18 protein-coding genes are annotated in these 20,228 nt (G+C 70.6%); 5 read left to right on the plus strand and 13 right to left on the minus strand.

Annotation, left to right across the window (positions count from 1 at the left end; genetic code table 11):
• Window positions 1-95: 95 nt before the first annotated feature.
• Genes OG407_RS38510 through OG407_RS38530 form a run of 5 tightly spaced genes read right to left on the minus strand, consistent with a single transcriptional unit; the run spans window position 96 to window position 6,278 of the window.
• On the minus strand, window positions 96-1,031 hold the full coding sequence (locus tag OG407_RS38510) for an ROK family protein (RefSeq protein ID WP_405864452.1): 936 nt from the start codon (window positions 1,029-1,031) through the stop codon (window positions 96-98).
• Window positions 1,028-2,686, minus strand: a complete 1,659-nt coding sequence (locus OG407_RS38515) for a dipeptide ABC transporter ATP-binding protein (RefSeq protein ID WP_405864454.1) — start codon at window positions 2,684-2,686, stop codon at window positions 1,028-1,030. Before OG407_RS38515 ends, OG407_RS38510 begins: the two co-directional genes overlap by 4 nt.
• On the minus strand, window positions 2,683-3,561 hold the full coding sequence (locus OG407_RS38520) for an ABC transporter permease (protein WP_405864456.1): 879 nt from the start codon (window positions 3,559-3,561) through the stop codon (window positions 2,683-2,685). The genes OG407_RS38515 and OG407_RS38520 overlap by 4 nt, the downstream gene beginning before the upstream one ends.
• A complete protein-coding gene (locus OG407_RS38525; RefSeq protein WP_403584793.1) occupies window positions 3,558-4,517 on the minus strand; it encodes an ABC transporter permease in 960 nt (319 codons plus the stop codon). Before OG407_RS38525 ends, OG407_RS38520 begins: the two co-directional genes overlap by 4 nt.
• A gap of 3 nt (window positions 4,518-4,520) precedes the next feature.
• Window positions 4,521-6,278: a peptide ABC transporter substrate-binding protein gene (locus tag OG407_RS38530; protein ID WP_405864458.1), complete on the minus strand. Its 1,758-nt coding sequence runs from the start codon at window positions 6,276-6,278 to the stop codon at window positions 4,521-4,523.
• A 181-nt stretch (window positions 6,279-6,459) separates the two neighbouring features.
• Here OG407_RS38530 and OG407_RS38535 point away from each other — a divergent pair, with 181 nt between their 5' ends.
• Together OG407_RS38535 and OG407_RS38540 are read left to right on the plus strand one after the other, a co-directional pair.
• Window positions 6,460-7,659, plus strand: coding sequence for an ROK family protein (locus OG407_RS38535; protein WP_405864460.1), 1,200 nt, complete (start codon window positions 6,460-6,462; stop codon window positions 7,657-7,659).
• A gap of 166 nt (window positions 7,660-7,825) precedes the next feature.
• Entirely contained in the window at window positions 7,826-9,334 is a 1,509-nt protein-coding gene (locus OG407_RS38540) for a M81 family metallopeptidase (RefSeq protein WP_405864462.1), read from the plus strand.
• Here the strand turns inward: OG407_RS38540 and OG407_RS38545 are convergent.
• From OG407_RS38545 to OG407_RS38570, 6 genes are all read right to left on the minus strand, one after another.
• The gene (locus tag OG407_RS38545) at window positions 9,315-9,932 is read right to left on the minus strand and encodes an ATP/GTP-binding protein (protein ID WP_366493111.1); all 618 of its coding nucleotides are present in this window, start codon (window positions 9,930-9,932) and stop codon (window positions 9,315-9,317) included. The two genes, OG407_RS38540 and OG407_RS38545, sit on opposite strands and share 20 nt — an antisense overlap.
• Complete coding sequence (locus tag OG407_RS38550) at window positions 9,919-10,278, minus strand: DUF742 domain-containing protein (protein ID WP_328677335.1); 360 nt, start codon at window positions 10,276-10,278, stop codon at window positions 9,919-9,921. The genes OG407_RS38545 and OG407_RS38550 overlap by 14 nt, the downstream gene beginning before the upstream one ends.
• 1 nt (window position 10,279) lies before the next feature.
• Entirely contained in the window at window positions 10,280-10,711 is a 432-nt protein-coding gene (locus OG407_RS38555; protein ID WP_019071426.1) for a roadblock/LC7 domain-containing protein, read from the minus strand.
• 11 nt (window positions 10,712-10,722) lie between these two features.
• Window positions 10,723-13,116 (minus strand): nitrate- and nitrite sensing domain-containing protein, encoded by a 2,394-nt coding sequence (locus OG407_RS38560; protein ID WP_405864465.1) that lies wholly within the window; start codon window positions 13,114-13,116, stop codon window positions 10,723-10,725.
• Between the two features lie 39 nt (window positions 13,117-13,155).
• Window positions 13,156-14,169: a substrate-binding domain-containing protein gene (locus OG407_RS38565; protein WP_405864467.1), complete on the minus strand. Its 1,014-nt coding sequence runs from the start codon at window positions 14,167-14,169 to the stop codon at window positions 13,156-13,158.
• A gap of 368 nt (window positions 14,170-14,537) precedes the next feature.
• Complete coding sequence (locus OG407_RS38570; protein ID WP_019062789.1) at window positions 14,538-14,993, minus strand: tellurite resistance TerB family protein; 456 nt, start codon at window positions 14,991-14,993, stop codon at window positions 14,538-14,540.
• Window positions 14,994-15,140: 147 nt separating this feature from the next.
• Here OG407_RS38570 and OG407_RS38575 point away from each other — a divergent pair, with 147 nt between their 5' ends.
• From OG407_RS38575 to tatA, 3 genes are read left to right on the plus strand one after another with little or no spacing between them, the layout of a single operon-like run.
• Window positions 15,141-15,497 carry a metalloregulator ArsR/SmtB family transcription factor gene (locus tag OG407_RS38575; RefSeq protein ID WP_327400507.1) on the plus strand — a complete coding sequence of 119 codons (357 nt, stop codon included), beginning with the start codon at window positions 15,141-15,143 and terminating at the stop codon, window positions 15,495-15,497.
• Window positions 15,487-17,964 (plus strand): magnesium-translocating P-type ATPase, encoded by a 2,478-nt coding sequence (gene mgtA, locus OG407_RS38580; protein WP_405864469.1) that lies wholly within the window; start codon window positions 15,487-15,489, stop codon window positions 17,962-17,964. The genes OG407_RS38575 and mgtA overlap by 11 nt, the downstream gene beginning before the upstream one ends.
• Window positions 17,965-17,998: 34 nt before the next feature.
• Window positions 17,999-18,271 carry a Sec-independent protein translocase subunit TatA gene (gene tatA, locus OG407_RS38585; RefSeq protein ID WP_405864471.1) on the plus strand — a complete coding sequence of 91 codons (273 nt, stop codon included), beginning with the start codon at window positions 17,999-18,001 and terminating at the stop codon, window positions 18,269-18,271.
• Window positions 18,272-18,392: 121 nt separating this feature from the next.
• Here tatA and OG407_RS38590 read toward each other — a convergent pair whose 3' ends face one another.
• Both OG407_RS38590 and mycP read right to left on the minus strand, forming a co-directional pair.
• A complete protein-coding gene (locus OG407_RS38590; RefSeq protein WP_405864473.1) occupies window positions 18,393-18,974 on the minus strand; it encodes a hypothetical protein in 582 nt (193 codons plus the stop codon).
• Between the two features lie 14 nt (window positions 18,975-18,988).
• Window positions 18,989-20,137: a type VII secretion-associated serine protease mycosin gene (gene mycP, locus OG407_RS38595; protein WP_405864475.1), complete on the minus strand. Its 1,149-nt coding sequence runs from the start codon at window positions 20,135-20,137 to the stop codon at window positions 18,989-18,991.
• Between the last annotated feature and the right edge of the window lie 91 nt (window positions 20,138-20,228).

The following is a 20,228-nucleotide window of genomic DNA, read 5'->3' on the forward strand; positions in this document are numbered from 1 at the left end:
AGTTCGGTAAGTCGATCAGAAGGTAGGGATGTGGCGTGTGTGCGTCAATCGCACGGTCGTGCTTGGCCGGTTCCCGTCGTTCACGTAGGTGTCCGCTACGAGCCTCCTGTGTGGATCAGGAGTTCCGCCCGCGCCCGGGCCGCCGCCCCGACCGCCACCGCGTCCCCGCCCAGCCGGGCCGGCAGCACCCGCACCCGGTGACCGCTCACCGGCGGCTCCACCGCCAACGTCTCCTGCACGGCGGACTCGACCAGCGCCCAGGACCGGCTGACGCCCCCGCCGATCACACACGTCGTGACATCCAGCAGCCCCGCCGTGATCAGCAGCGCACGGGCGACCCCGCGCCCCACCGCCGTGTACACGGCCCGCGCGTCCGGATCGCCCGACCGGGCCGCCTCGGCGACCTCACGGGCCGTGAGCGCCCGCCCCGTCCGCTCCCCGTACCGCGCCGCGATCGACCGCCCCGACGCCAGCGTCTCCAGATGCCCTCTTCCCCCGCACGTACACGGCAGTTCACCGAACCCGGGCACGTGCCCGATCTCGCCCGCCGCCCCGCGCGGCCCCTCGTACAGGGCGCCATTCAGCCACAACGCGCCGCCCACCCCGGTGCCGAGCGTCATCCCGAGCACGTTCTCCGCACCCGCGACCGCACCCTTCGCGACCTCCCCGCGCAGAAACGCGTTCACGTCGTTGTCGAGGAACGCCGGTACGCCCAGGGCCTGTTGGACGGTGGCCGTCACCTCGAACCCGGCCCAGTCGCGAAAGGAGTCGCTCGCCACGAGGATCCGCCCGGCCCGCACATCCACGAGCCCGGCCGCGCCGACCCCGACCCCGAGCAGCCGGGCGGGCGTACGGTCCAGCAGCAGCCGTAGCGCGGAGAGCGCGGCGTCGAGCATGGCCGTCCCGCCCTCACTCGCCGGGGTGGGCACCTCCGTCCGGTCCAGGACGTCGAGTTCGGCCGTGCACAGCACGACCTGGGTGGTCGTGCCGCCGATGTCGACGCCGACGACCACCTGGGGAGAGTCCGTCACGCGCCGGCCCCCGTCCCCAACGCCAACCGGCGCTCCCTGCGCTCCCGTTGGAGCACCGGATCAGGTACGGGCACCGCGGCGATGAGCCGGCGTGTGTACGCGGTCTCCGGGTGCAGCAACGTGCTCATGGTCGGCCCCTGTTCCTCGACCCGCCCGCCCCGCATCACGACAACACGCCCCGCGAACCGCTGCACCACGGCGAGGTCGTGCGACACGAAGAGACACGCGAACCCAAGCTCTGCCTGCAACTCGGCGATCACTTCCAACACGGTCTGCTGCACACTCACGTCCAGCGCGCTCGTCGGCTCGTCCGCGACCAGCAGCCGCGGTTCGAGGACCAGCGCCCGCGCGAGACTCACCCGCTGCCGCTGTCCACCGGACAGCTCACGTGGCCCGCGCCGCGCCAACTCCCGTGGCAGTCGCACCAGTTCGAGCACCTCTGCAACCCGCTCCCGCCGCTCGGCGGCACCCATCCCACGCCGGTGCACCCGCAACGGCTCGGCCACGCACTCCGCGACACTCATCCGCGCGTCCAGCGAGGCCACCGGATCCTGCAACACCACCCCGACCCCGGCCAGCAGCGCCCGCCGAGCCCGCCCCCGCGCCTTGCGCAGATCGGCCCCGAAGAGCGAGACGCCCCCCGACTCCGGCGAGACCAGCCCAAGCGCCACCCGGGCGGCGGTCGACTTTCCCGACCCGGACTCCCCGACAAGCCCCACGGTCTCACCGGCGTGCACGGTGAGCGACACCTCCTCCAGCGCCCGCACGGCACGAGGCCCACGCCCGAACTGGACGGAGACTTCCCGCAGTTCGACCACCGGAGCAGCCGTCTCGACAGACTCACGTACAACGGCACCCACCGGCTCGCTCACCGCCAGCCGAGGCACAGCGGCCAACAACCGCCGCGTGTACTCGTGCGTCGGCCGCAACAGCACGTCCTCCACCGCCCCGGTCTCCACGACCTCCCCCTCCAGCATCACGGCGACCCGGTCGGCGAAGTCCGCGACGACCCCCATGTTGTGCGTGACCAGCAGCACCCCGGTCCCGGAGTCGGCGGCCAACTTCCGCAGCAGATCCAGGATTTCGGCCTGCACGGTGACGTCCAGCGCGGTGGTCGGCTCATCGGCGATCAGCAACCCGGGCGAGTTGGCGATGGCCATGGCGATCACGACCCGCTGCCGCTGCCCACCGGACAACTGGAACGGAAAGGCGGAGGCCCGCCGTTCGGGCTCGGGAATCCCGACCCGGCGCAACAACGCGACGGCCTCGGCAGCCGCCTCCTGCCGCGACACATCCCGATGATTGCGCACAACTTCCGCTATCTGCCCACCGATTCGGGTCAGCGGATCCAGCGCGGTGGCCGGCTCCTGGAACACCATCGAAGCCGTACGCCCCCGCAGCCGCGCGAGTTCGGCCTCACCGGCCCCCACCACATCCGTACCGCCGACCGAAACGCCCCCGGAAGCACGGGCGTTGCCGGGCAACAACCCGAGCGCGGCAAGGGCCACGGTCGACTTCCCGGACCCTGACTCACCGACAAGGGCAAGCGTCTCGCCGGGCTCGACCCGCAGCGAAACTCCACGCACGGCGGGCACATCACCGCTCTCGGTGGAGAAAGTGACGCCCAGATTCGCTATCTCCAGGATGCTGTTCATCCCCGTCCCCTCACGTCGAAGGCGTCGCGCAGCCCGTCGCCGACCGCGTTGAACGCGCACACGACGAGGATGATCGCGAGACCCGGCGGCACGATCAGCCACCAGCGTCCCGAGTAAGCGGCCGTCAGCCCGGCCGAGAGCATGCCGCCCCAGTCGGTCGACGGCGGCTGAACTCCCAGCCCCAGATAGGACACATAGGCCACGAGCAGAATCGCGTCGGCGACCTGGAAGGTGGCCGCGACGACGATCGTCGACACCGAGTTGGGCAGGATGTGCCGCGTGATGGCCCGGCTGTGCGACCCCCCGATGGCCCGCAGCGTCAGCACATAGTCCCGGCTCTTCAAGGTCAACGTCTCCGCCCGCACGAGCCGCGACGGCACCAGCCAGGACACCAGCCCCAGAATCAGGATCAGCCCAGGCACACCAGGCGTGGTGATGGCAGACACGACCAGCAGGATGAAGAGGGCAGGAATGGCGATCCCCGCGTCCACCACCCGCATCATCACGGCATCGACCCACCCGCCCGCATACCCGGCGACCGACCCCCAGAGAGTCCCGATCACGGTGGCAAGCACCCCGGCGGCAAGCCCGACGAGCAACGACACCTTCCCGCCGTACATGAGCCGCCCCAGCTCGTCATGCCCGACAGCATCTGTACCGAGCCAATGCGCCCCACTGGGATGGAGATTGACCTGCGTGAGATCGGTATGGATCTGATCGGTGGAGTAGAGGGTCGGTCCAACGAAGCAGAACAGAAGGAAGAGGGCCACGACGAGGAGTCCGCCGACTGCGAGCTTGTTGCGAGCGAAGCGAGCAATCAGGGGCGCGGGGAACTGCGTGACAAGCCCCCACCGGCCCGCACTTTGAACACTCATGTCCGCCCAGCCTTCACTCGGGGATCCACGATCCGCTGGACGACGTCAGCAAGGAGCGTCCCCACCACAGTCGCGACAGAAATGACAAGCACGCACCCGAGAAGCACCGGATAGTCCGAGGACTGAGCCGCACTCCAGAACAACAGTCCCATCCCTGGGTAGTTGAAGAGCTGCTCAACCACCAGCGCACCCCCGAACAACACCGGCACGTAGTACCCCAACATCGCGATCACCGGCGTAAGCGAGTTCCGGAACACGTGCCTGAAGAGAATCGCCCCCTGCCGAGAACCCCCCGCCCGAGCAGTCCGCACGTAGTCCTCGGAGAGGTTCTCCAACGTCGAGGCCCGCATGTACCGACTGAACACGGCAACCATCGACGCCGCCCCGGTCACCACAGGCAGCACCAACGCCACCGGATCCGCGAAGACCTGAGCCACCGTGTCCCCCTGCGGCGCCTGCGAGGGAAACCACCGCACCATCTGCGTGAAGACCAGCACCAGCACAAGTCCCAGGAAATACACGGGAGTCGAGTACGCCACGAAGCTCAACGTGGTGATGACGTAGTCGGCCGGCTTGTTCCGCCGCACCGCCTGCCACATGCCCAGCGGAATCGCGAGCGCCAGCCCGAGAACCGCCGACAACACGGTCAACACCAGGGTCTTCGGGAGGCGTTGCTCGATGAGCCGGGACACCGCCTCGTTCAGGGTGTACGACGTGCCGAGGTCACCGTGCAGCAACTGCCGCAGGTAGTACAGGTACTGGACGGGCAGCGGCCGGTCGAGCCCCTGGTCGTGGTTGAACAGCGTGATCTGCTGAGGCGTGGCCTGCGGGCCGAGGATCCCGCGCGCGGGACCCCCGGGCAGCGCGTGCAGCAGGCCGAACACCACGACCGTCACGATGAGGATCACGACCAGCGCTTGGGCGATCCGCCGGGTCAGATACAGGAGGGTGTCCATGCCTCAGCTGGTCCACTTCCACTGTGCCGGGTGGAAGTTGGCGAGCGGGTCCTGCGAGAAGCCGCCGAGGCCGTTCTTGACCACGGAGATCTGGTAGTCCGGCTCGGGCAGCCAGATCACCGGCAGGTCCTTGGCGAGGGCCGCGCTGTAGTCCTGGATCGCCTGGTTCGAACTCGACGTCGTGGACGCGGAGATGAGCTTGTCGACATCGGCGTTGGAGTAGTTGCCGAAGTTCGCGCCGCCCTTCGTCTGGAAGAGCGAGTCACCGGTGGGGAAGGCGCTGAAGTACCAGCTGCCCGCCGTACCGAAGAAGGACAGCTGCCACTTGCAGATCGACTGCGAGGCCGTGCACTGCGGGGTCTGCGACAGCACGGAGTTGACCGGTGCGGTCTTGATGGAGAACTTGATGCCGGTCTTCGCGAGCGAGGACTGGATCGCGCTCATCATGTTGTCGGTCACCGTCGAACCGGACTGCGACAGCACCTGCATCTGGAACTTCGTCCCCTTGGCGACCCCCGCACCGCACTGCGCGGCACCGGTGCCGGGGCTGGTGCAGGTCATGACCCCGCCCTGCTCGCTCCAACCATGGCCGCTGAGCAGGGACTTGGCGGCCGAGGTCGAGAACGGGTACGGGTCGCTCTTCTGCGTGGCCGAGAGGAACGACGAACTCTGCGCCTGCGGTATCGGCCCGTATCCGGGCACCGCCGTCCCGTTGAAGATGACCTTCGCCAGCGCGCTCTGGTCGATGGACTTCTGCACGGCCTGCCGGGCGTAGAGCTGCTTGAACACGGCACCCATGGAAGGGTTGTTGAAGTTGTACGGCATGTAGGTGATCGCCCAGCCCGACCACGGCTTCACCGTGTAGCCCTGCGCGGTGAAGCTCGCCTTCTGGTCGAGGTCGGTCGCCTCGATGTAGCCGTAGTCGACGCTCCCGGACCGCAGCGCGTTCTTCTCGGCGTCCGCCGTCGTGAAGGGGAGGAGGTTCACGGTGGGGATGCCGGGATTCTCGCCGCCGTCGTACTTCGAGTTGGCGGTCAGGACGACCTTGCCGGCCGTGGAGAAGGACTTGACGGCGTAGGGGCCGCTGACCGTCTTCCACAGGGCGTTCGTCGCGTAACCGCTGATGTTCTTGGCCGCGTTGTTGAGGTACGTCCAGTCCTTCTTGGCGTCCCCGGCCTTGTCCCACACGTGCTGGGGGAGCGGGGTGATGGAACTCAGCTCATTGGCCAGCATCCACTGCGGGTTGTAGGCCTTGTCGAAGGTGATCGTGAAGTGACCGGCGTCCACGGTCTTGAAGGACGTCCAGTTGTCCGGCGCCTTGCCCGGGTTGTAGCCCGCCCACTGGGACTTGTTCGCCTTGATGAGGTCGAACCAGAACTTCACGTCGGCGGAGGTGACCGGCTTCCCGTCGCTCCAGTGCCGGTCGCCGAGGGTGATCGTGACGCTCTTGTTGTCGGCCGCGAAGTCGGCGGCGGTCGCCACCGAGCCCTTCTTGTTCCAGCCCATGGTCCCGGTCGAGCCGTCGTAGGCGATGAGCGGCTCCCACAACGAGTTCGCGATGGAGATGTTGTTGGTGTTGAGGTGGGCCGCGGTGCCGATCGGGAGGATCCAGTTCGGGGTGAAGTTCGCGGGCAGCGCGTAGTTGATCGAGTCGTGGGACCCGGACGACGACGTGCCGCTCGACCCGGAACAGCCCGCGAGCAGCAGCGAGGCCGTGGTCAGGGAGGCACCGGCGAGGAGTCTCTGGCGAACAGGGGACATGGTTCTCCTCGGAAAAAGAGGGGCGGAGGCGGGGGTAAGGACAGTCAACGGCTCCCGGTGTCGAAGAAACAGGCGTCCCGCTGTAAAAAGCCTGTTTCTGCTGTTCTGAAAAAAGGTGAGAGGGCATCCGGGTGACTTACGCTCGTCGCCTCGATCACCCGATCCGGAAGTAACTTCCTTCATGCCTGAAAAAAGTGCGCACCGCCGGAAGAGCACCTCGGGCGTCTCCTCACTGGCCGAGCACGTCCTCGAACTCCTCGCCTCCGGGCAGGCCGCCACCCGCACCGAACTCGCCGAACTGCTCGGCGCCGCGCCCTCGACGATCTCCCTCGCGGTGGGCCAGCTGGTGTCCCTCGGGCTGGTCGCCGAGCACGGCACCCGCTCGTCCACCGGCGGACGCCCGCGCAAGGTGCTGCGGCTGGGCGGCAGCGACGGTTTCGCGGTCGCGGCCGAGCTGGGCGGCAAGCACGCGCACGTCGGGGTCGTACTCCCCGGCGGAGGCCTGACCGACGTATCGACCGTGCCGTTCCCCACGGCGGACGGCCCCGAGGCCGCACTGCCGGGCCTCGCCGAGACGCTCACCGCACTCGCCGAACGCCACGGACGTGACCGCCTGCGGGGCGTGGGCCTGTCCCTCCCCGGCCCGGTCGACATCGCCTCCGGGATCGTCACGCTCCCGGCCCGGATGCCCGGCTGGAACAAGTTCCCCATCCGGGACTGGCTCGCCGACCGCTTCGAGGTACCGGCCGCCGTCGAGAACGACGCCAACTGCATGGCCGTGGGCGAACACACCGTCCAGCCCGCCGAGCGCCGCCAGTCGATCATGGTCAAGGTCGGCACCGGCATCGGCGCGGGCGTGATCGCCGACGGCCGCCTCTACCGCGGCGGCACCGGCGCCGCCGGCGAGATCACCCACGTCCGCGTCGAGGCCGCCCAGGACATCCCCTGCTCCTGCGGCAACACCGGCTGCCTGGAGACCGTCGCCTCCGGCGCCGCCCTGGTCCGCATCCTGCGCGGCCACGGCCTCGACGTGACGTCCACGGAGGACGTCGTACGCCTCGCCACGGACGCCCACCCCGAGACGACCCGAGCAGTCCGCCAGGCCGGCCGCTACCTCGGCCAGGTCCTCGCGGCCAACGTCAACTTCTTCAACCCCGACGCCGTGTACCTCGGCGGCATCCTCTCCACCCTGGAACCCTTCGTGGCGGCAGTCCGCAGCCAGCTCTACGAGGGCTGCCACCCCCTCGTCACAGAACACCTGGTGATCGACCGAGCGAGCCTCGGCGCGGACGCGGGGCTGGTGGGCGCAGGCCAGTTCGCCCTGCAGCGGGCTTTGGCGCAGGCACTCCAGACGGTCACAGACCAATCGGGCCCGCGATGAACCTGTCGTGCTCGTGGGGCGCCGCGATGATCCCGTCGTGCGCATCGGGGCCGCGATGACCGTGCCGTACTCATCGGGCCCGCGATGACCCACCACTTTTAGGGGCGCGGGGAACTGCGCGACCAGCCCCCACGTACCCGCACCCGACCCACAACCTGGAGCCCCCTTGCCGTCACCCCGCCCCACCATCGCCATCGCAGGCCTGGGCATCGAATCCTCAACCTTCTCCCCGGCCCGCACAGAAGCCCCGGCCTTCCACCCCCAACGAGGCCCCGAAGTCCTCACCCGCTACCCCTTCCTGGCCTCCGGCACCCCCCTCCGGGAAGCCGCCGACTGGCAGGGCGCCCTCGTCGGCAAGGCCCTCCCCGGCGGCACGGTAACGGCCACCGCATTCACCGCACTCACCGACGAACTCATCGCACGCCTAAGCGAGTTGGGCCCCCTGGACGGCCTCTGGTACGACATCCACGGCGCGATGACGGTAGAGGGCACAGACGACGCCGAAGCCCAACTACTCGCCCGCATCCGGGAAACCATCGGCCCGCACACCCTCGTGTCCACCTCGATGGACCTGCACGGCAACGTCTCCCGCGAACTGGTCCACCAGAGCGACCTGATCACCTGCTACCGCATGGCCCCGCACGAAGACGCCATGGACACAAAGGAACGCGCCGCCCGCAACCTCGTAGACCTCCTGACAAGCGGCGCCCCCCGCCCGGTCAAGGCCTGGATCCCGGTCCCCGTACTGCTCGCAGGCGAACAGACCTCCACCCGCATCGAACCGGCGAAGAGCGTCTACGCCGCCGTAGAAGAAGTAGAAGCAACCGCGGGAGTCACCGACGCGGCGATCTGGGTCGGCTACGCCTGGGCGGACGAGCCCCGCAACCGAGCCGCGGTCGTCGTGACGGGCCAGTCCGCCGCCCAAGTAACCGCCGGCGCCGAACAGTTGGCCCGCGGCTTCTGGCAAGCAAGGCACGACTTCGAGTTCGTGGCCCCGACCGGCACTCTCCACGACTGCCTGGACGAGGCCCTGGCCTCCCCCGCCCGCCCGTACTTCATCAGCGACACCGGCGACAACCCGACCGCGGGCGGCGCCGGCGACGTCACCTGGGGACTCCAACAGGTGCTGGAACGACCGGAGTTCAAGCACGAGGACGGCCCCACGGTCATCTACGCGTCGCTCCCCGGACCGTCCGCCGTAGCCACGGCGGAGCGCGCCGGCGTCGGCGCCACCGTCACCGTCACGGCGGGCGCGGAGGTCGACGACCGGCACGCGGGCCCGCTCACCCTCACCGGTGTCGTGCACTCGATCCGGCACGGCGACCGGGACGCGGAGACCGAGGTCGTGCTCAAGGTGGGCAGCGTGTACGTGATCCTGACCCGGCTCCGGAAGCCGTACCACCACGAACACGACTTCACCGACCTGGAGTTGGACCCGCGCTCCGCGGACCTCGTGCTCGTCAAGATCGGCTATCTCGAACCCGAACTCTTCGCCATGGCCGCCGACTGGAAGATGGCCCTCACCCCGGGCGGGGTCGACCAGGACCTCGTACGGCTCGGGCATCACCGCGTCCGGCGGCCCCTGTTCCCCTTCGACCGGGACATGCCCGACCCGGACCTCACGGCCCGGGTCATCGCCCCCTCGGACGAGCCGCTCAGCGGGGCGGACGAGTGAGCTTGCCGCCCCCGCCGTCCTCGATGGCGGCGGCGATCAACTGGTCGAGCAGCGCGATCAGTACGTTCCGGCAGGAGTCGCGCTCCCGCGCGTCGCACAGCAGCACCCGGACGTCCTCGGGGAGGGCCAGCGCCTCGCGCACCGCCTCAGCGGGGTACGGGTGCTCGCCGTAGAAGCCGTTCACGCCCACCACGAACGGGATGCCCCGGCGTTCGAAGAAGTCGACGGCCGCGAAGCTGGACTTCGGGCGGCGGACGTCGATGAGGACCACCGCGCCGAGCGCGCCGAGCGCCAGGTCGTTCCACATGAACCAGAAGCGCTGCTGGCCCGGGGTGCCGAAGAGGTAGAGCACCAGGTCCTGGCCGATGGTGATGCGGCCGAAGTCCAGGGCCACGGTGGTGGCCCGTTTCTCCTCGATGCCGTCGAGGTCGTCGACGGCGAGGCCCGCCACGGTCAGTGGCTCCTCGGTGCGCAGCGGCGCGATCTCGCTCACCGAGCCGACCATGGTGGTCTTGCCGACGCCGAAGCCCCCCGCGATCAGGATCTTGACCGTCTCGGGTGGCGCGGGTGCCGGAGCGATGGTGTCAGAGCCGGTCAAGGCCCTCCCTCACTTTCTGCAGCAGGTCCATGTCCGGGCTGGTACGGGAGACCGGGTGCGGCGGCCGGGCCGTGATCAGGCCGGCCTCCAGCAGATCGCAGAGCATGATCACTACCACGCTCACCGGAAGGTCGACAAGAGCGGCGACCTCCGCCACCGCCAGCGGCTCGGCGCACAGCCGCAGGATGCGGGACTGCTCCGGCTGCGGCCGGGGCGCCCGCGCGGGCACCGGATCGACCGCGGTCACCGTGGTGATGAGGGTGAAATCGGCGCGGCTGGGCCGGGTTCTGCCTCCGGTCAGCGTGAACGGCCGTACGAGCCGTCCCGCCGCGTCGCCACCGCTCACCTCACTCGCCGGAGCCGGCCGCGGGGCCGACGTTGGCCCGCGGCGCGGCGCTGAGATGCTCGCCTATCTTCTTCACCAGCATGTTCATCTGGTACGCCACGACCCCGACGTCCGCGCCCGGACCGGTCAGGACGACCAGATGGGCGCCGGGGCCCGCCGAGGTGAGGATGAGATAGCTGTTCGCCATCTCGATCAGCGCCTGGCGCACCGGACCGCCCCGGAAGTCCATGCTGACCCCCTTGCTGAGGCTCATCAGCCCGGACGCGGTGGCCGCGAGCCGCTCGGCGTCGTCGCGCAGGAACCCGGTGGACTTGCTGACGACCAGGCCGTCCTCGGACAGCACGACGGCCTGGTTCACCTCGGCCACCCGGTCCACGAGTCCGGTGAGCAACTGGTCGAGCTGGGTGTGCGTGGCGGGGACGGGTCGTGTCATGGCGGAGTCCTTCATGAGCGGTCGGCGGGCGGATTGGGGGAGGCTGCTGCTTCCTCCCGGTCGTACTGCGACGGCGCGTCCTCGTCACGCGCCTGGAACGTGCCGCGCTGGAACCCGGCCAGCGAGGAGGCCGCACGCTCCGCGGTGAAGTCTTCCAGCTCCAGGTCCTCCTCGACCGGCCCCGCCTCCTCCCGCAACTCACTGGCCAGACTGGTCTGCGGCACCCGCCGCGGCAACGGGGTCAGCCCACCCAGCCCGGCCGTCACCGACTCGGACTCGGACTCGGGCGACCGTGCCGGGGGGACGACGGGCCGGACCTTGGGCGCGGGACCCGACGCGTCAACTGCCCGATCGGCCAGGGTGGTTGTTGTCGCGGGGGCGGCCGTCTTCTCCGCCTTCTCCGCTACGAGGGCCTCGGCGTCGATGGTTCCCGCTGCGCCCCGAGCGGGTTCCTCGGGTGCCTCGGGTACGACGATCTCGTGCGGGATGAGCACGATCGCGGTCGTGCCGCCGTACGGCGAGGAGCGCAGGGTCACCGCGATGCCGTGCCGGGTGGCGAGCCGGGCGATCACGAACATGCCGAGCCGGAGGTCGTCGGCGAGGGCGACCACGTCGAACTGCGGGGCCACCGCCAGCTGTCCGTTGAGCGAGGCGTAGTCCTCCTCCGACATGCCGAGCCCGCGGTCCTCGACCTCGATGACGAGCCCCTTGGCGACCATCGCGGCCCGTACCCCGACGGGGCTCGGCGCGGGCGAGTACACGGTCGCGTTGTCGATCAGCTCGGCCAGCAGGTGGATCACGTCGGCGACCGCGGGCGGCGCGAGGCACACCTCCTCCTCGGTGTGCACCTCCACCCGCTGGTACTCGGCGACTTCGCCGACAGCGCTGCGCAGGATGTCGATCAGGGCGACCGGCTCGGTCCAGCTGCGGCGCGGCTGCTCGCCGCTGATGACGACGAGGTTCTCCTCGTAGCGGCGCAACTGGCTTGCGGTGGAGTCCAGTTCGTACAGGCCGCGCAGGACCTCGGGGTCGTCGTGCCGGCGCTCCAGCTGGTCGAGCTTGGTGAGCTGGAGGTTGACCAGGTTCTGGCTCTGCCGGGCGATGCCGAGGATGACCTTCTGGAAACCCCTCCGGGTGTCGGCGAGTTCGACCGCGGTGTGCACGGCGGTGCGCTGCGCGGTGTTGAACGCCTGGGCCACCTGGCCGAGTTCGTCGTTGCCGTAGTCCAGGGGCGGGGTCGCCGACTCCACGTCGATCTTCTCGCCCCGGTTCAACCGGGCCACCACATCGGGCAGTCGGTCCTCGGCGAGGCTCAGCGTGGCCGCCTTCAGGCCGCGCAGCCGGCGGGAGAGGGAGCGGGTGATCCGCCAGGACATGCCGATGCAGAGCAGCAGGGCGGCGAGTCCGCCCGCGCTCAGGGAGGCGGCCGTGACGAGCAGGTTGTGCGCCTTGTCGGAGCTGCGGTCGAGGAGGCCGGCCGTCTGCTGCCGGATCAACCCCTCGTACTGTTCGGCGACTTCGGACAGGGCCGCGTTCCACTGCTTCTGCTCGGCGGGCAGGACGATCCGGCCGGCCGAGCCGTCGTCCGGATCCGCCTTGCCCGCCGTACCGGCCCTGAGGACCGCGTCCTCCGTGGACTCCAGCGTGCTCCACTCGACGCTCTGCAGAATGTGCTCGATCCGCGTCTTGGTGGCGCCCTGGAACCCGGTGGCGATCTGGTCCTCGACCAGCCAGCGCCGGGCGTGCACCAGCTCGGCGAACTGTTCCCACGACTCGTCGTCGAGGCGCCCGGAGTGCCAGGCCAGCGTCAGCTGCGCGTCCTCCTGGGAGACCAGCTCCGCGCCGTGCTCCAGCGCGACGAGCGGCTCCGCCTGCGAGGTGAGGTCGCCGTCGTCGACCTGGGACAGCTCCTGGAACGCCTGGATCTGGTCGTCGATGATCGAGGTGTACTGGTCCAGCACCTGCTGGGGCGTGATGTCGGTGGGGTTGTCCACCTGGTCCCGGTAGTACTCAAGGCTGTCGACCGACGCGACGACCGAGTACATCCGGTCCCGGATCCGGGTCGGCGCCTTCTTGATCGCCCCGGACTGGGCCACGAGTTGGGCCACCGCCTTGTCCGTCGCCGTGCGCTGGGCCTCCAGCGCGGCCTGCGAGCCGTGCGGGTCCGCCATCCACGCCGCCGAGAGACTGCGCTCCTTCTGGAGCGCGAGCGCGGCCTCGGTGCCCATTGCGCCGGTCGACCTGCTCAACTCCGTCTGCGAGCGCAGCCGTAGCCCCTCCGTGAACATCTGGGTCGTCGTCACTCCCCACATGGCGGCCAGCGTGACGCTGGGGACCAGGGCGAGCAGGATCAGGGAAAGACGTATGGAACCGACGCGGCGCCGGGCACCTGTCCGTGGAGACATCGTGGTCGTCCTCGCTACATCCTCGTACGAAGTGTCCGGTCAGCGCGTTCCGTCGGCCGCGAACTTCGCGACCGCGCCGACGTTCGTCTTCGTCACGAACGCCGGGCCGGTGAGCACGGGAGCCACCCCGCCGCCACTGATGTTGCCGTTGGTCTTGTAGAGCCACAGCGAGTTCACGGCCAGATAGCCCTGCAGATAAGGCTGTTGATCGACCGCGAACTGTACGTCGCCGTTCTGGACGGCCTTGACCAGGGCCGAGTTGAGGTCGAAGGTCGCGACCTTGGCCCTACTGCCCGCCGCCTTCACGGACTTGACCGCGGCCAGAGCGAAATCGGCGCCCAGCATGACCACTTCGTCGATGCTGGGGTCCTGCTTCAGCCGGTCCGTGACCCCCGCGGACACGGCGTCCATGTCGGTGCCGTCCACGTAGAGCATGTCGGTCTCGCCGGTGAACGCCTTCTTCACGCCCGCGCAGCGCGCCTCCAGGGCGACATTGCCCCGCTCGTGGATCACGCACAGGGCGTGCTTGGCCTTGAGGGCGTCCAGTTTCTGGCCGATGGCGCGGCCCGCGACGCTCTCGTCCTGCCCGAAGAACTCCAGGACGCCCTCCGACTGCCAGGAGTCGATACCGGAGTTGAGGCCGACCACGGGAATGTCCGATGCCTTGGCCTCCTTGATCGGCCCCTTCATCGCGTCCGGCTTGGCGAGCGTCAGCGCGATGCCGTCGACCCCGTCCTTGATCGCGTTCCGCACCAGCTCCGCCTGTCCGGTGGCGTCGGGGTCGCTCGTGTACGTCAGGTCGACGCCGTCCTTGGCCGCGGCGGCCTCGGCGCCCTTCTTCACCAGCAGCCAGAAGGCGTCGCCCTTGCTAGCGTGGGTGACCAGCGCGATCCTGAGCCCGCCGGTGCTCGCGGCACCGGCCCCGTCCGTGCCGGAGCCCGCACCACCGGTCGCCGAGCAGCCGGAGAGCAGCAGACAGCCGGTCACGGCGAGGCTGAGCGCCGTACCGCGTATCGGACGGAAGGGGGCGTGAGGTGAGGGAGGAGTGGTCATGGGCGGTGCGGCACCTCGCTGTGCGGCCGAGCGGGGGACGGGGAGGGTGTGCCCGGAGCCGTATGAGGTGCGCCGACCGGGTTACTCCCGTTGGCCCGGAGCCAATCGCGTGTGACCGCTGGTAGTCAAGTGAGCAGCGACATGGAGTGAGTTGTTGGCGCCGCATTGTGATCATCTCGACGTCGTACGGAAGTTGAGCACGCCGATGAGGAGATTACGGGCTGGAGGACGGGTGGTTACGCCAAGGACCGCGGCCGATCCCCCCGAAGGGCTGCCCGGCCGTCGAGGGGCGGGGCGTGGATCGGACCGCGGTCCAGGTCGTCAGGTGTGCGCCAACTCCCTTACGACAAAGGGGAGTCGGCGGCTGGTCAGAGGTCGAACTCGTGCGGCGGTAGGTCGAGGCTGAAGCACGCCTCGCGGACCACGGCCTGCTCGGTCTTGTCGAAGTCGCCGTCCGCGCCGCCGATCACGATGCCGATCTGGATCACGGCACGCGCCTCGGCGGGCTTCTTCTTCGCCTTGGCGATCTCCTGGAGCACGCTGACCTTGCCGAAGGCGAAGTCGGCCGTCAGCTTGTTCAGGTTCTCGTCGAAACGGCGCTGGAGGTCCATCGCGTCGAAGTTCTGCAGCACCTCGTTGCTCGCGATGAGCTGGGCGACGCGCTGCCGCTCCGACGGGTCGACCGTCCCGTCGGCCGCCGCCACGAGCGCGCACATCGCCATGCTCGCGTCGCGGAACGCCCCGCTCTTCAGGTCGTTCTTCTTCGCCACGAGCTGGGTCTGCATCGTCGACGCGGACTCCTTGAAGCGGTCCCACAGGGCCATGCGAACTCCATATGTATTAAGTCGTGCGTCAGGTGAGCGGTCGTGCGTCTGCGGCACCGTGGAAACTCCCCGGCCCGGGGAGAAGTTCCGGCCGCCTAGACTGGGCGATTCACGAACGGGACCGGTCCAGGACGGGAGGCGACGACGGTGGCGACAGCCGGCAGCGGCTTCGAGGACCCGTCCGCCGACGTGCTCGCGGACGCCGCCGCGGCCTTCGGGCTGCTGGCCTCGCCCGCGCGGCTGCACATCGTGTGGGCGCTGGCCCAGGGCGAGAGCGATGTCACCGGGCTCGCGGAGCGGGTCGGCGGCGCGCTGCCCGCCGTCAGCCAGCACCTCACCAAACTGAAGCTCGCCGGCCTGGTCCGGTCCCGCCGCGAGGGCCGCCGCCAGGTGTACTTCGTCGACGACCCCGACGTGGTCGACGTCGTCCGGCTCGCGGTCACCCGCATCGGCGACCGCGCCGACCGGGCCGATCTCCCCGCCCCCCGACTCCGTGGCCTCTGACACCGCCGCCCACCGGCACACCCCGCTCCAGGTGCTGCGGCACCTGGACACCGGCCCGCGCGGACTGACCGACCCGGAGGCCGCCGCCCGGCTCGCGGCTACCGGCGAGAACACGGTTCCCCGGCGCCGTACGACCTCCTGGCCCCGCCTGTTCCCGCGCAGTCTGCGCGACCCCTTCACCGCCGTCCTGCTGCTCCTCGGCGTGGTCTCGGCGCTCGTCGCCTCCTGGGGCACCGCCGCGGTGATCCTCGCCCTCGTCGCGGTGAGCTGCGCGCTGCGCACGAGCGGGGAGCACCGGGCCGACCGCTCGCTGCACGACCTGCGCGAGCTGGTCGGCGCCACCGCCTGCGTGCTGCGCCGCACGGACGCGGACGCGCCGGTACGGGCCCGGGAGACGCCGGTCGCCGAGCTGGTGCCGGGCGATGTGATCCGGCTGGGGCCCGGCGACCTCGTCCCCGCCGACGTACGACTGCTGCGCGCGACCGGGCTGACCGTCCACCAGGCCGCCCTCACCGGCGAGTCCGCGCCGGTCGCCAAGGCCGCCGTAGAGCTGCCCGGGGCGGCGGACGAGGGTCCCTTCGCGCAGCCGTATCTCTGCTTCCAGGGCAGCGGAGTCGTGTCGGGGAGTGCCACGGCGGTCGTGCTGGCGACGGGGGCGCGGACGCGGTTCGCCGCCGCGCACGGCGGGCCGGTGCGGCGGGAGGCGAGCGCGTTCGACCGGTCCGTGCACGGGATCTCCTGGGTGCTGATCCGGTTCATGCTGCTGACGCCCCCGCTCGTCCTGATGGCCAACGCGGCGCTGCGCGGGCGGGGCCTGGCGACGCTGCCGTTCGCCGTCGCGGTGGCGGTCGGGCTGACGCCCGAGATGCTCCCGGTGATCGTGACGACCTGCCTCGCGCGCGGGGCCGCGCTGCTCGCCCGTACGCACGGCGTCGTCGTCCGGCGGCTCCCCGCGCTGCACGACCTCGGGGCCGTGGACGTCCTCTGCCTCGACAAGACCGGCACGCTCACCCAGGACCGCCCGGTCGTGGAACGCGCCCTCGGCCCCGACGGCGCCCAGGACCCGGACGTCCTGCGCCTGGCCTCCGTAGCCGCGTGGTGGACCCTCCAACTCGCCGAGGCCCCCGTGCCGGACGCCCTCGACGAGGCGCTGCTGGAGGCGGCCGGGCCGGTGGGGGAGGAGTACGACGGGGTCGGGGCCGTGCCCTTCGATCCGGTACGGCGGCTCGCGACGGCGGTGGTGCGGGGCGAGGCCCTCGGCACGCACACGCTGATCGTGAAGGGCGCGGTGGAGGACGTACTGGAGCGGTGTGTGCTCGAACAGGCCGAGCGCGACCGGCTGCTGGCCCTGGCCGAGCGGGAGGCGGAGTCCGGCCTGCGCATCCTGGCGGTCGCCACCGCCGAACGCCCCGCACGCGCGCGTGACTACGGCCCCGCCGACGAACGGGGCCTGGTCTTCCGGGGGTTGGTGACCTTCCACGACGCCCTGAACCCGGACGCCGGGGAAGCCCTACGGGCCCTCGCCGACCTGGGGATCGGCGTGCGGATCCTCACGGGCGACCATCCGGCGACGGCGGCGCGGGTGTGCCGGGAGCTGGGGCTGGCGCCGGGGGAGGTACGGATCGAGGCGCGCCGCACGCCTCAGGACAAGGCCCGCGCGGTCGCCGCCCTGCGCGCGGCCGGGCACACGGTCGGCTTCCTCGGGGACGGTCTCAACGACGTGCCCGCGCTGCGTGCCGCCGACGTCGGCATCGCGCCGCGCGCCGCCGTGGACGTGGCCCGGGAGGCCGCCGACGTCGTGCTCGCCGGCAAGGACCTCGCCGCGATCCGGCACGCGGTCACGGCCGGGCGGCACAGCAGCGCGAACATCGCCTCGTATCTGCGGATCACCCTCTCCTCGAACCTCGGCAACGTCATCGCGATGCTCGCGGCGGGCCTCCTGCTGCCCTTCCTGCCGATGCTCCCGGCCCAGGTACTCGCCCAGAACCTCTGCTTCGACGCCGCCCAACTGGCCTTCGCCTACGACCGTCCCGGCGCGGAGGCGCTGCGCCGCCCGACCGTGCTGCGACCGCGGGCGTTCCTGCGCTTCATCACCGGGTTCGGGGTGCTCAACGCGGTAGCGGACCTGGCGACCTTCGCCGTACTGGCCCTGGCGCTGCGTGGCCCGGACGCCGTGGACGACGAGGTGCTGTTCCACTCGGCGTGGTTCACGGAGAACCTGCTCACCCAGGCGCTGGTGATGCTGTTCCTGCGCATGAGGGGCGGTCCACCGGGGCCGGTGGGGCGAGCCGCCGTCGCGCTCGCCGCCGCGGGAGTACTGCTGCCGCTGAGCCCGCTGGGCGCCGCGCTGGGCATGACGGGCCTGGCGCTCCCTTACTACGTCCTCCTGGCAGCCGTGCTCGGTGTGTATGCCCTGGCCCTGAGGGGTTTGCGATCCACCTCAGGGTTGTACAGTTGCGCAACATAGCAACTGTCGTGTGAGGGAAGAGGAGGGCGAGGTCATGCTCCGCAACGGACTGGAACCTTGGCACCTGCTGGTCGTGGCGATCATGGTCATCCTGCTGTTCGGCTCGAAGAAGCTCCCGGAGGCCGCCCGCGGACTGGGCAAGTCCATGCGCATCCTCAAGAGCGAGGCGAAGGCGATGAAGACCGACGACCTGGCCACCGCGGCGCCGGCGGAGCCGATGTCGGTGCAGATGGCGACGGAGCCGGCCGCGACCCCCGCACAGCCGGAGCCCAGGACGGCCCCCGAGCCGACCGGCACGGCTGGCTGAGGCCTCCTGCCCCGTGCTTCGCGGGTAGTTGACGCGTCCGGTGGGACCGGCCGGGGCCCAGCGCTCCGGTCGGCCCCGGGGATCGGCACCACCCCCGCGCAGCCGGACCCGCTCCGGACGATCAGTGCCGGGCGGCGATGAAGGCGCTGACCTTGTCGGCCAACTTCTTTCCGGCCTGTGCCTTCGCGGGGTCGTCGGGCGCAGTGATGGCCGAGATGCGGGGGCGTGCCGAGGTGGCGCCGATGATCACGAACTCCTGGTGCGGGTTGGCGCGCGCGGCGGCCTCGGTCGCTGGTTTCATGCCGGTGCCGACGGTGACGATCAGCTCGCAGTGGTGCTGCACGGCGCCGTTGAAGTACGGCAGCGCCGCCTTGACGTCGATGGTGGGGGCGGGGAAACGCTGGGCGTTGACCCGGCCGGAGCGCGCCGCGTCCTGCATGCCCTGCCAGGACGCCTGGCTGAGCCGGGCGTCGGTGGCGCCCGCGGGCGAGACGAGCAGACAGGCCCGGAAGTTGCGGGAGACGTTGGCGGCCCGGGGCTGAGTGCTCCCGCCTCCGGTGAGCAGCGCGGTGAGCGACAGGACCACCACGAGGACGGCGGCCGTGACGACCGGGTGGCCGCGGACGAGACCCGTGAGGCGGTGGACGGGGCGCGCGGTGATCGTGGCGAGCCGCATGCTGATCGGGTTCCTCCTGTGGATCATGTACGAGGACTGGATCACGTACGACGACGGGAGCGGCGGCGGACGAGGAGGCCACCCGCCCCGGCGGCGGTCACCACGGCCGCCGCGCCGACGACCGCGACGGTTCCGCCTGGAACGCCGCCCGTCGTATCGGCGGCTGCCTTCGGGACGCCGTCGCCGGTGGCGGTGAGCAGCGGATTGGCGCTGGAGGCCGGAGCCGGTGCGCCCAGGGCCTTCAGGGGGTCGACGATGCCGTAGCCGAAGCGGTCGTCACGGCCGGAACCCCCGCCGGGGCGGTCGGCGGTGCCGATGAGCCGGGCGATGATCTGACCGGCGCTCTCCGACGGGTACGCGGCTCGCAGCAGTGCGGCGGCGGCGGACACATAGGGAGCGGAATAGCTGGTTCCGTCCTTGGTGAGGTAGCCACCGCTGTTCCTCGTCGAGTAGATGTCCACCGCCGGGGCGGCCAACGCGACATAGGAACCCGATTCGCCGGAGGACCAGAACCCGCCGTCGCGGGTGGTGCCGGAGACGGCCAGGACGCCGGGGAAGGCGGCCGGATACCCCACCGGATTTCCCGTCAGGCCATTGTTGCCCGCCGCCGCGACCACGACGGCGTCGTGGCGGCGCGCATAGGCGACCGCGTCCCGGATCTGGGGGTCGGGGTCGGTGGTCACCATCGAGATGTTGATGACCGAGGCCCGGTGGTCGGTGGCGTAGACGATGCCCCGGGCAAGGGCGAGCGGATCCGCGGCGTTGTCGGCGCTGACCCGGACCGGGAGCACCGTCGCCCGGGGAGCCAGTCCGGCCATGCCCTTGCCGGTGGTGCCGGAGCCCGCGATGACCCCGGCGACCGAGGTGCCGTGCGAGTCGGCCGAGACGTCGACCCGGCCGTCGGTGGCCTGGCCGGTGACATCGGTACCGGGAAGGACCCGGCCCGCCAGGTCGGGGTGACGGGCGTTCACCCCGGTGTCGACCACCGCGACCGTGACGCCGGCCCCCTGGCTGAGCCGCCAGATCCGGGAGGCGTCGAAGTGCTGGGCGTCCAGCGGCCATTCGGCACTGAGCGGCGTGGGTGCGGCGGGCTGCCCGGCGGTGGCCGCGGGTGCGGCACCCAGGAGGAGCAGCAGCGGCAGGCCGACGTATGCGCAGGCGTGCAAAGCGCCCGACGGTTTTGGTCTCATCCGCCCCCGCAGCCCCTCCGATGTCCTGTGAGTGCAGCCTTGCTCGTCAACTGGAAAGAATGGGACGGGAGTTGGTCAGGAAAGCCGCATG

It is taken from the genome of Streptomyces sp. NBC_01515 (assembly GCF_045040345.1).
In the GTDB taxonomy this organism is placed as follows: Bacteria; Actinomycetota; Actinomycetes; order Streptomycetales; family Streptomycetaceae; genus Streptomyces.

Coding starts and splice junctions, on each gene's coding strand:
- OG407_RS38560 (WP_405864465.1), bottom strand. CDS start 13,116: ATGTCTCCACGGACAGGTGCCCGGCGCCGCGTCGGTTCCATACGTCTT.
- OG407_RS38590 (WP_405864473.1), bottom strand. CDS start 18,974: ATGATCCACAGGAGGAACCCGATCAGCATGCGGCTCGCCACGATCACC.
- tatA (WP_405864471.1), top strand. CDS start 17,999: ATGCTCCGCAACGGACTGGAACCTTGGCACCTGCTGGTCGTGGCGATC.
- OG407_RS38565 (WP_405864467.1), bottom strand. CDS start 14,169: ATGACCACTCCTCCCTCACCTCACGCCCCCTTCCGTCCGATACGCGGT.
- OG407_RS38525 (WP_403584793.1), bottom strand. CDS start 4,517: ATGGACACCCTCCTGTATCTGACCCGGCGGATCGCCCAAGCGCTGGTC.
- OG407_RS38515 (WP_405864454.1), bottom strand. CDS start 2,686: ATGAACAGCATCCTGGAGATAGCGAATCTGGGCGTCACTTTCTCCACC.
- OG407_RS38520 (WP_405864456.1), bottom strand. CDS start 3,561: ATGAGTGTTCAAAGTGCGGGCCGGTGGGGGCTTGTCACGCAGTTCCCC.
- OG407_RS38570 (WP_019062789.1), bottom strand. CDS start 14,993: ATGGCCCTGTGGGACCGCTTCAAGGAGTCCGCGTCGACGATGCAGACC.
- OG407_RS38555 (WP_019071426.1), bottom strand. CDS start 10,711: ATGACACGACCCGTCCCCGCCACGCACACCCAGCTCGACCAGTTGCTC.
- mycP (WP_405864475.1), bottom strand. CDS start 20,137: ATGAGACCAAAACCGTCGGGCGCTTTGCACGCCTGCGCATACGTCGGC.
- OG407_RS38535 (WP_405864460.1), top strand. CDS start 6,460: ATGCCTGAAAAAAGTGCGCACCGCCGGAAGAGCACCTCGGGCGTCTCC.
- OG407_RS38530 (WP_405864458.1), bottom strand. CDS start 6,278: ATGTCCCCTGTTCGCCAGAGACTCCTCGCCGGTGCCTCCCTGACCACG.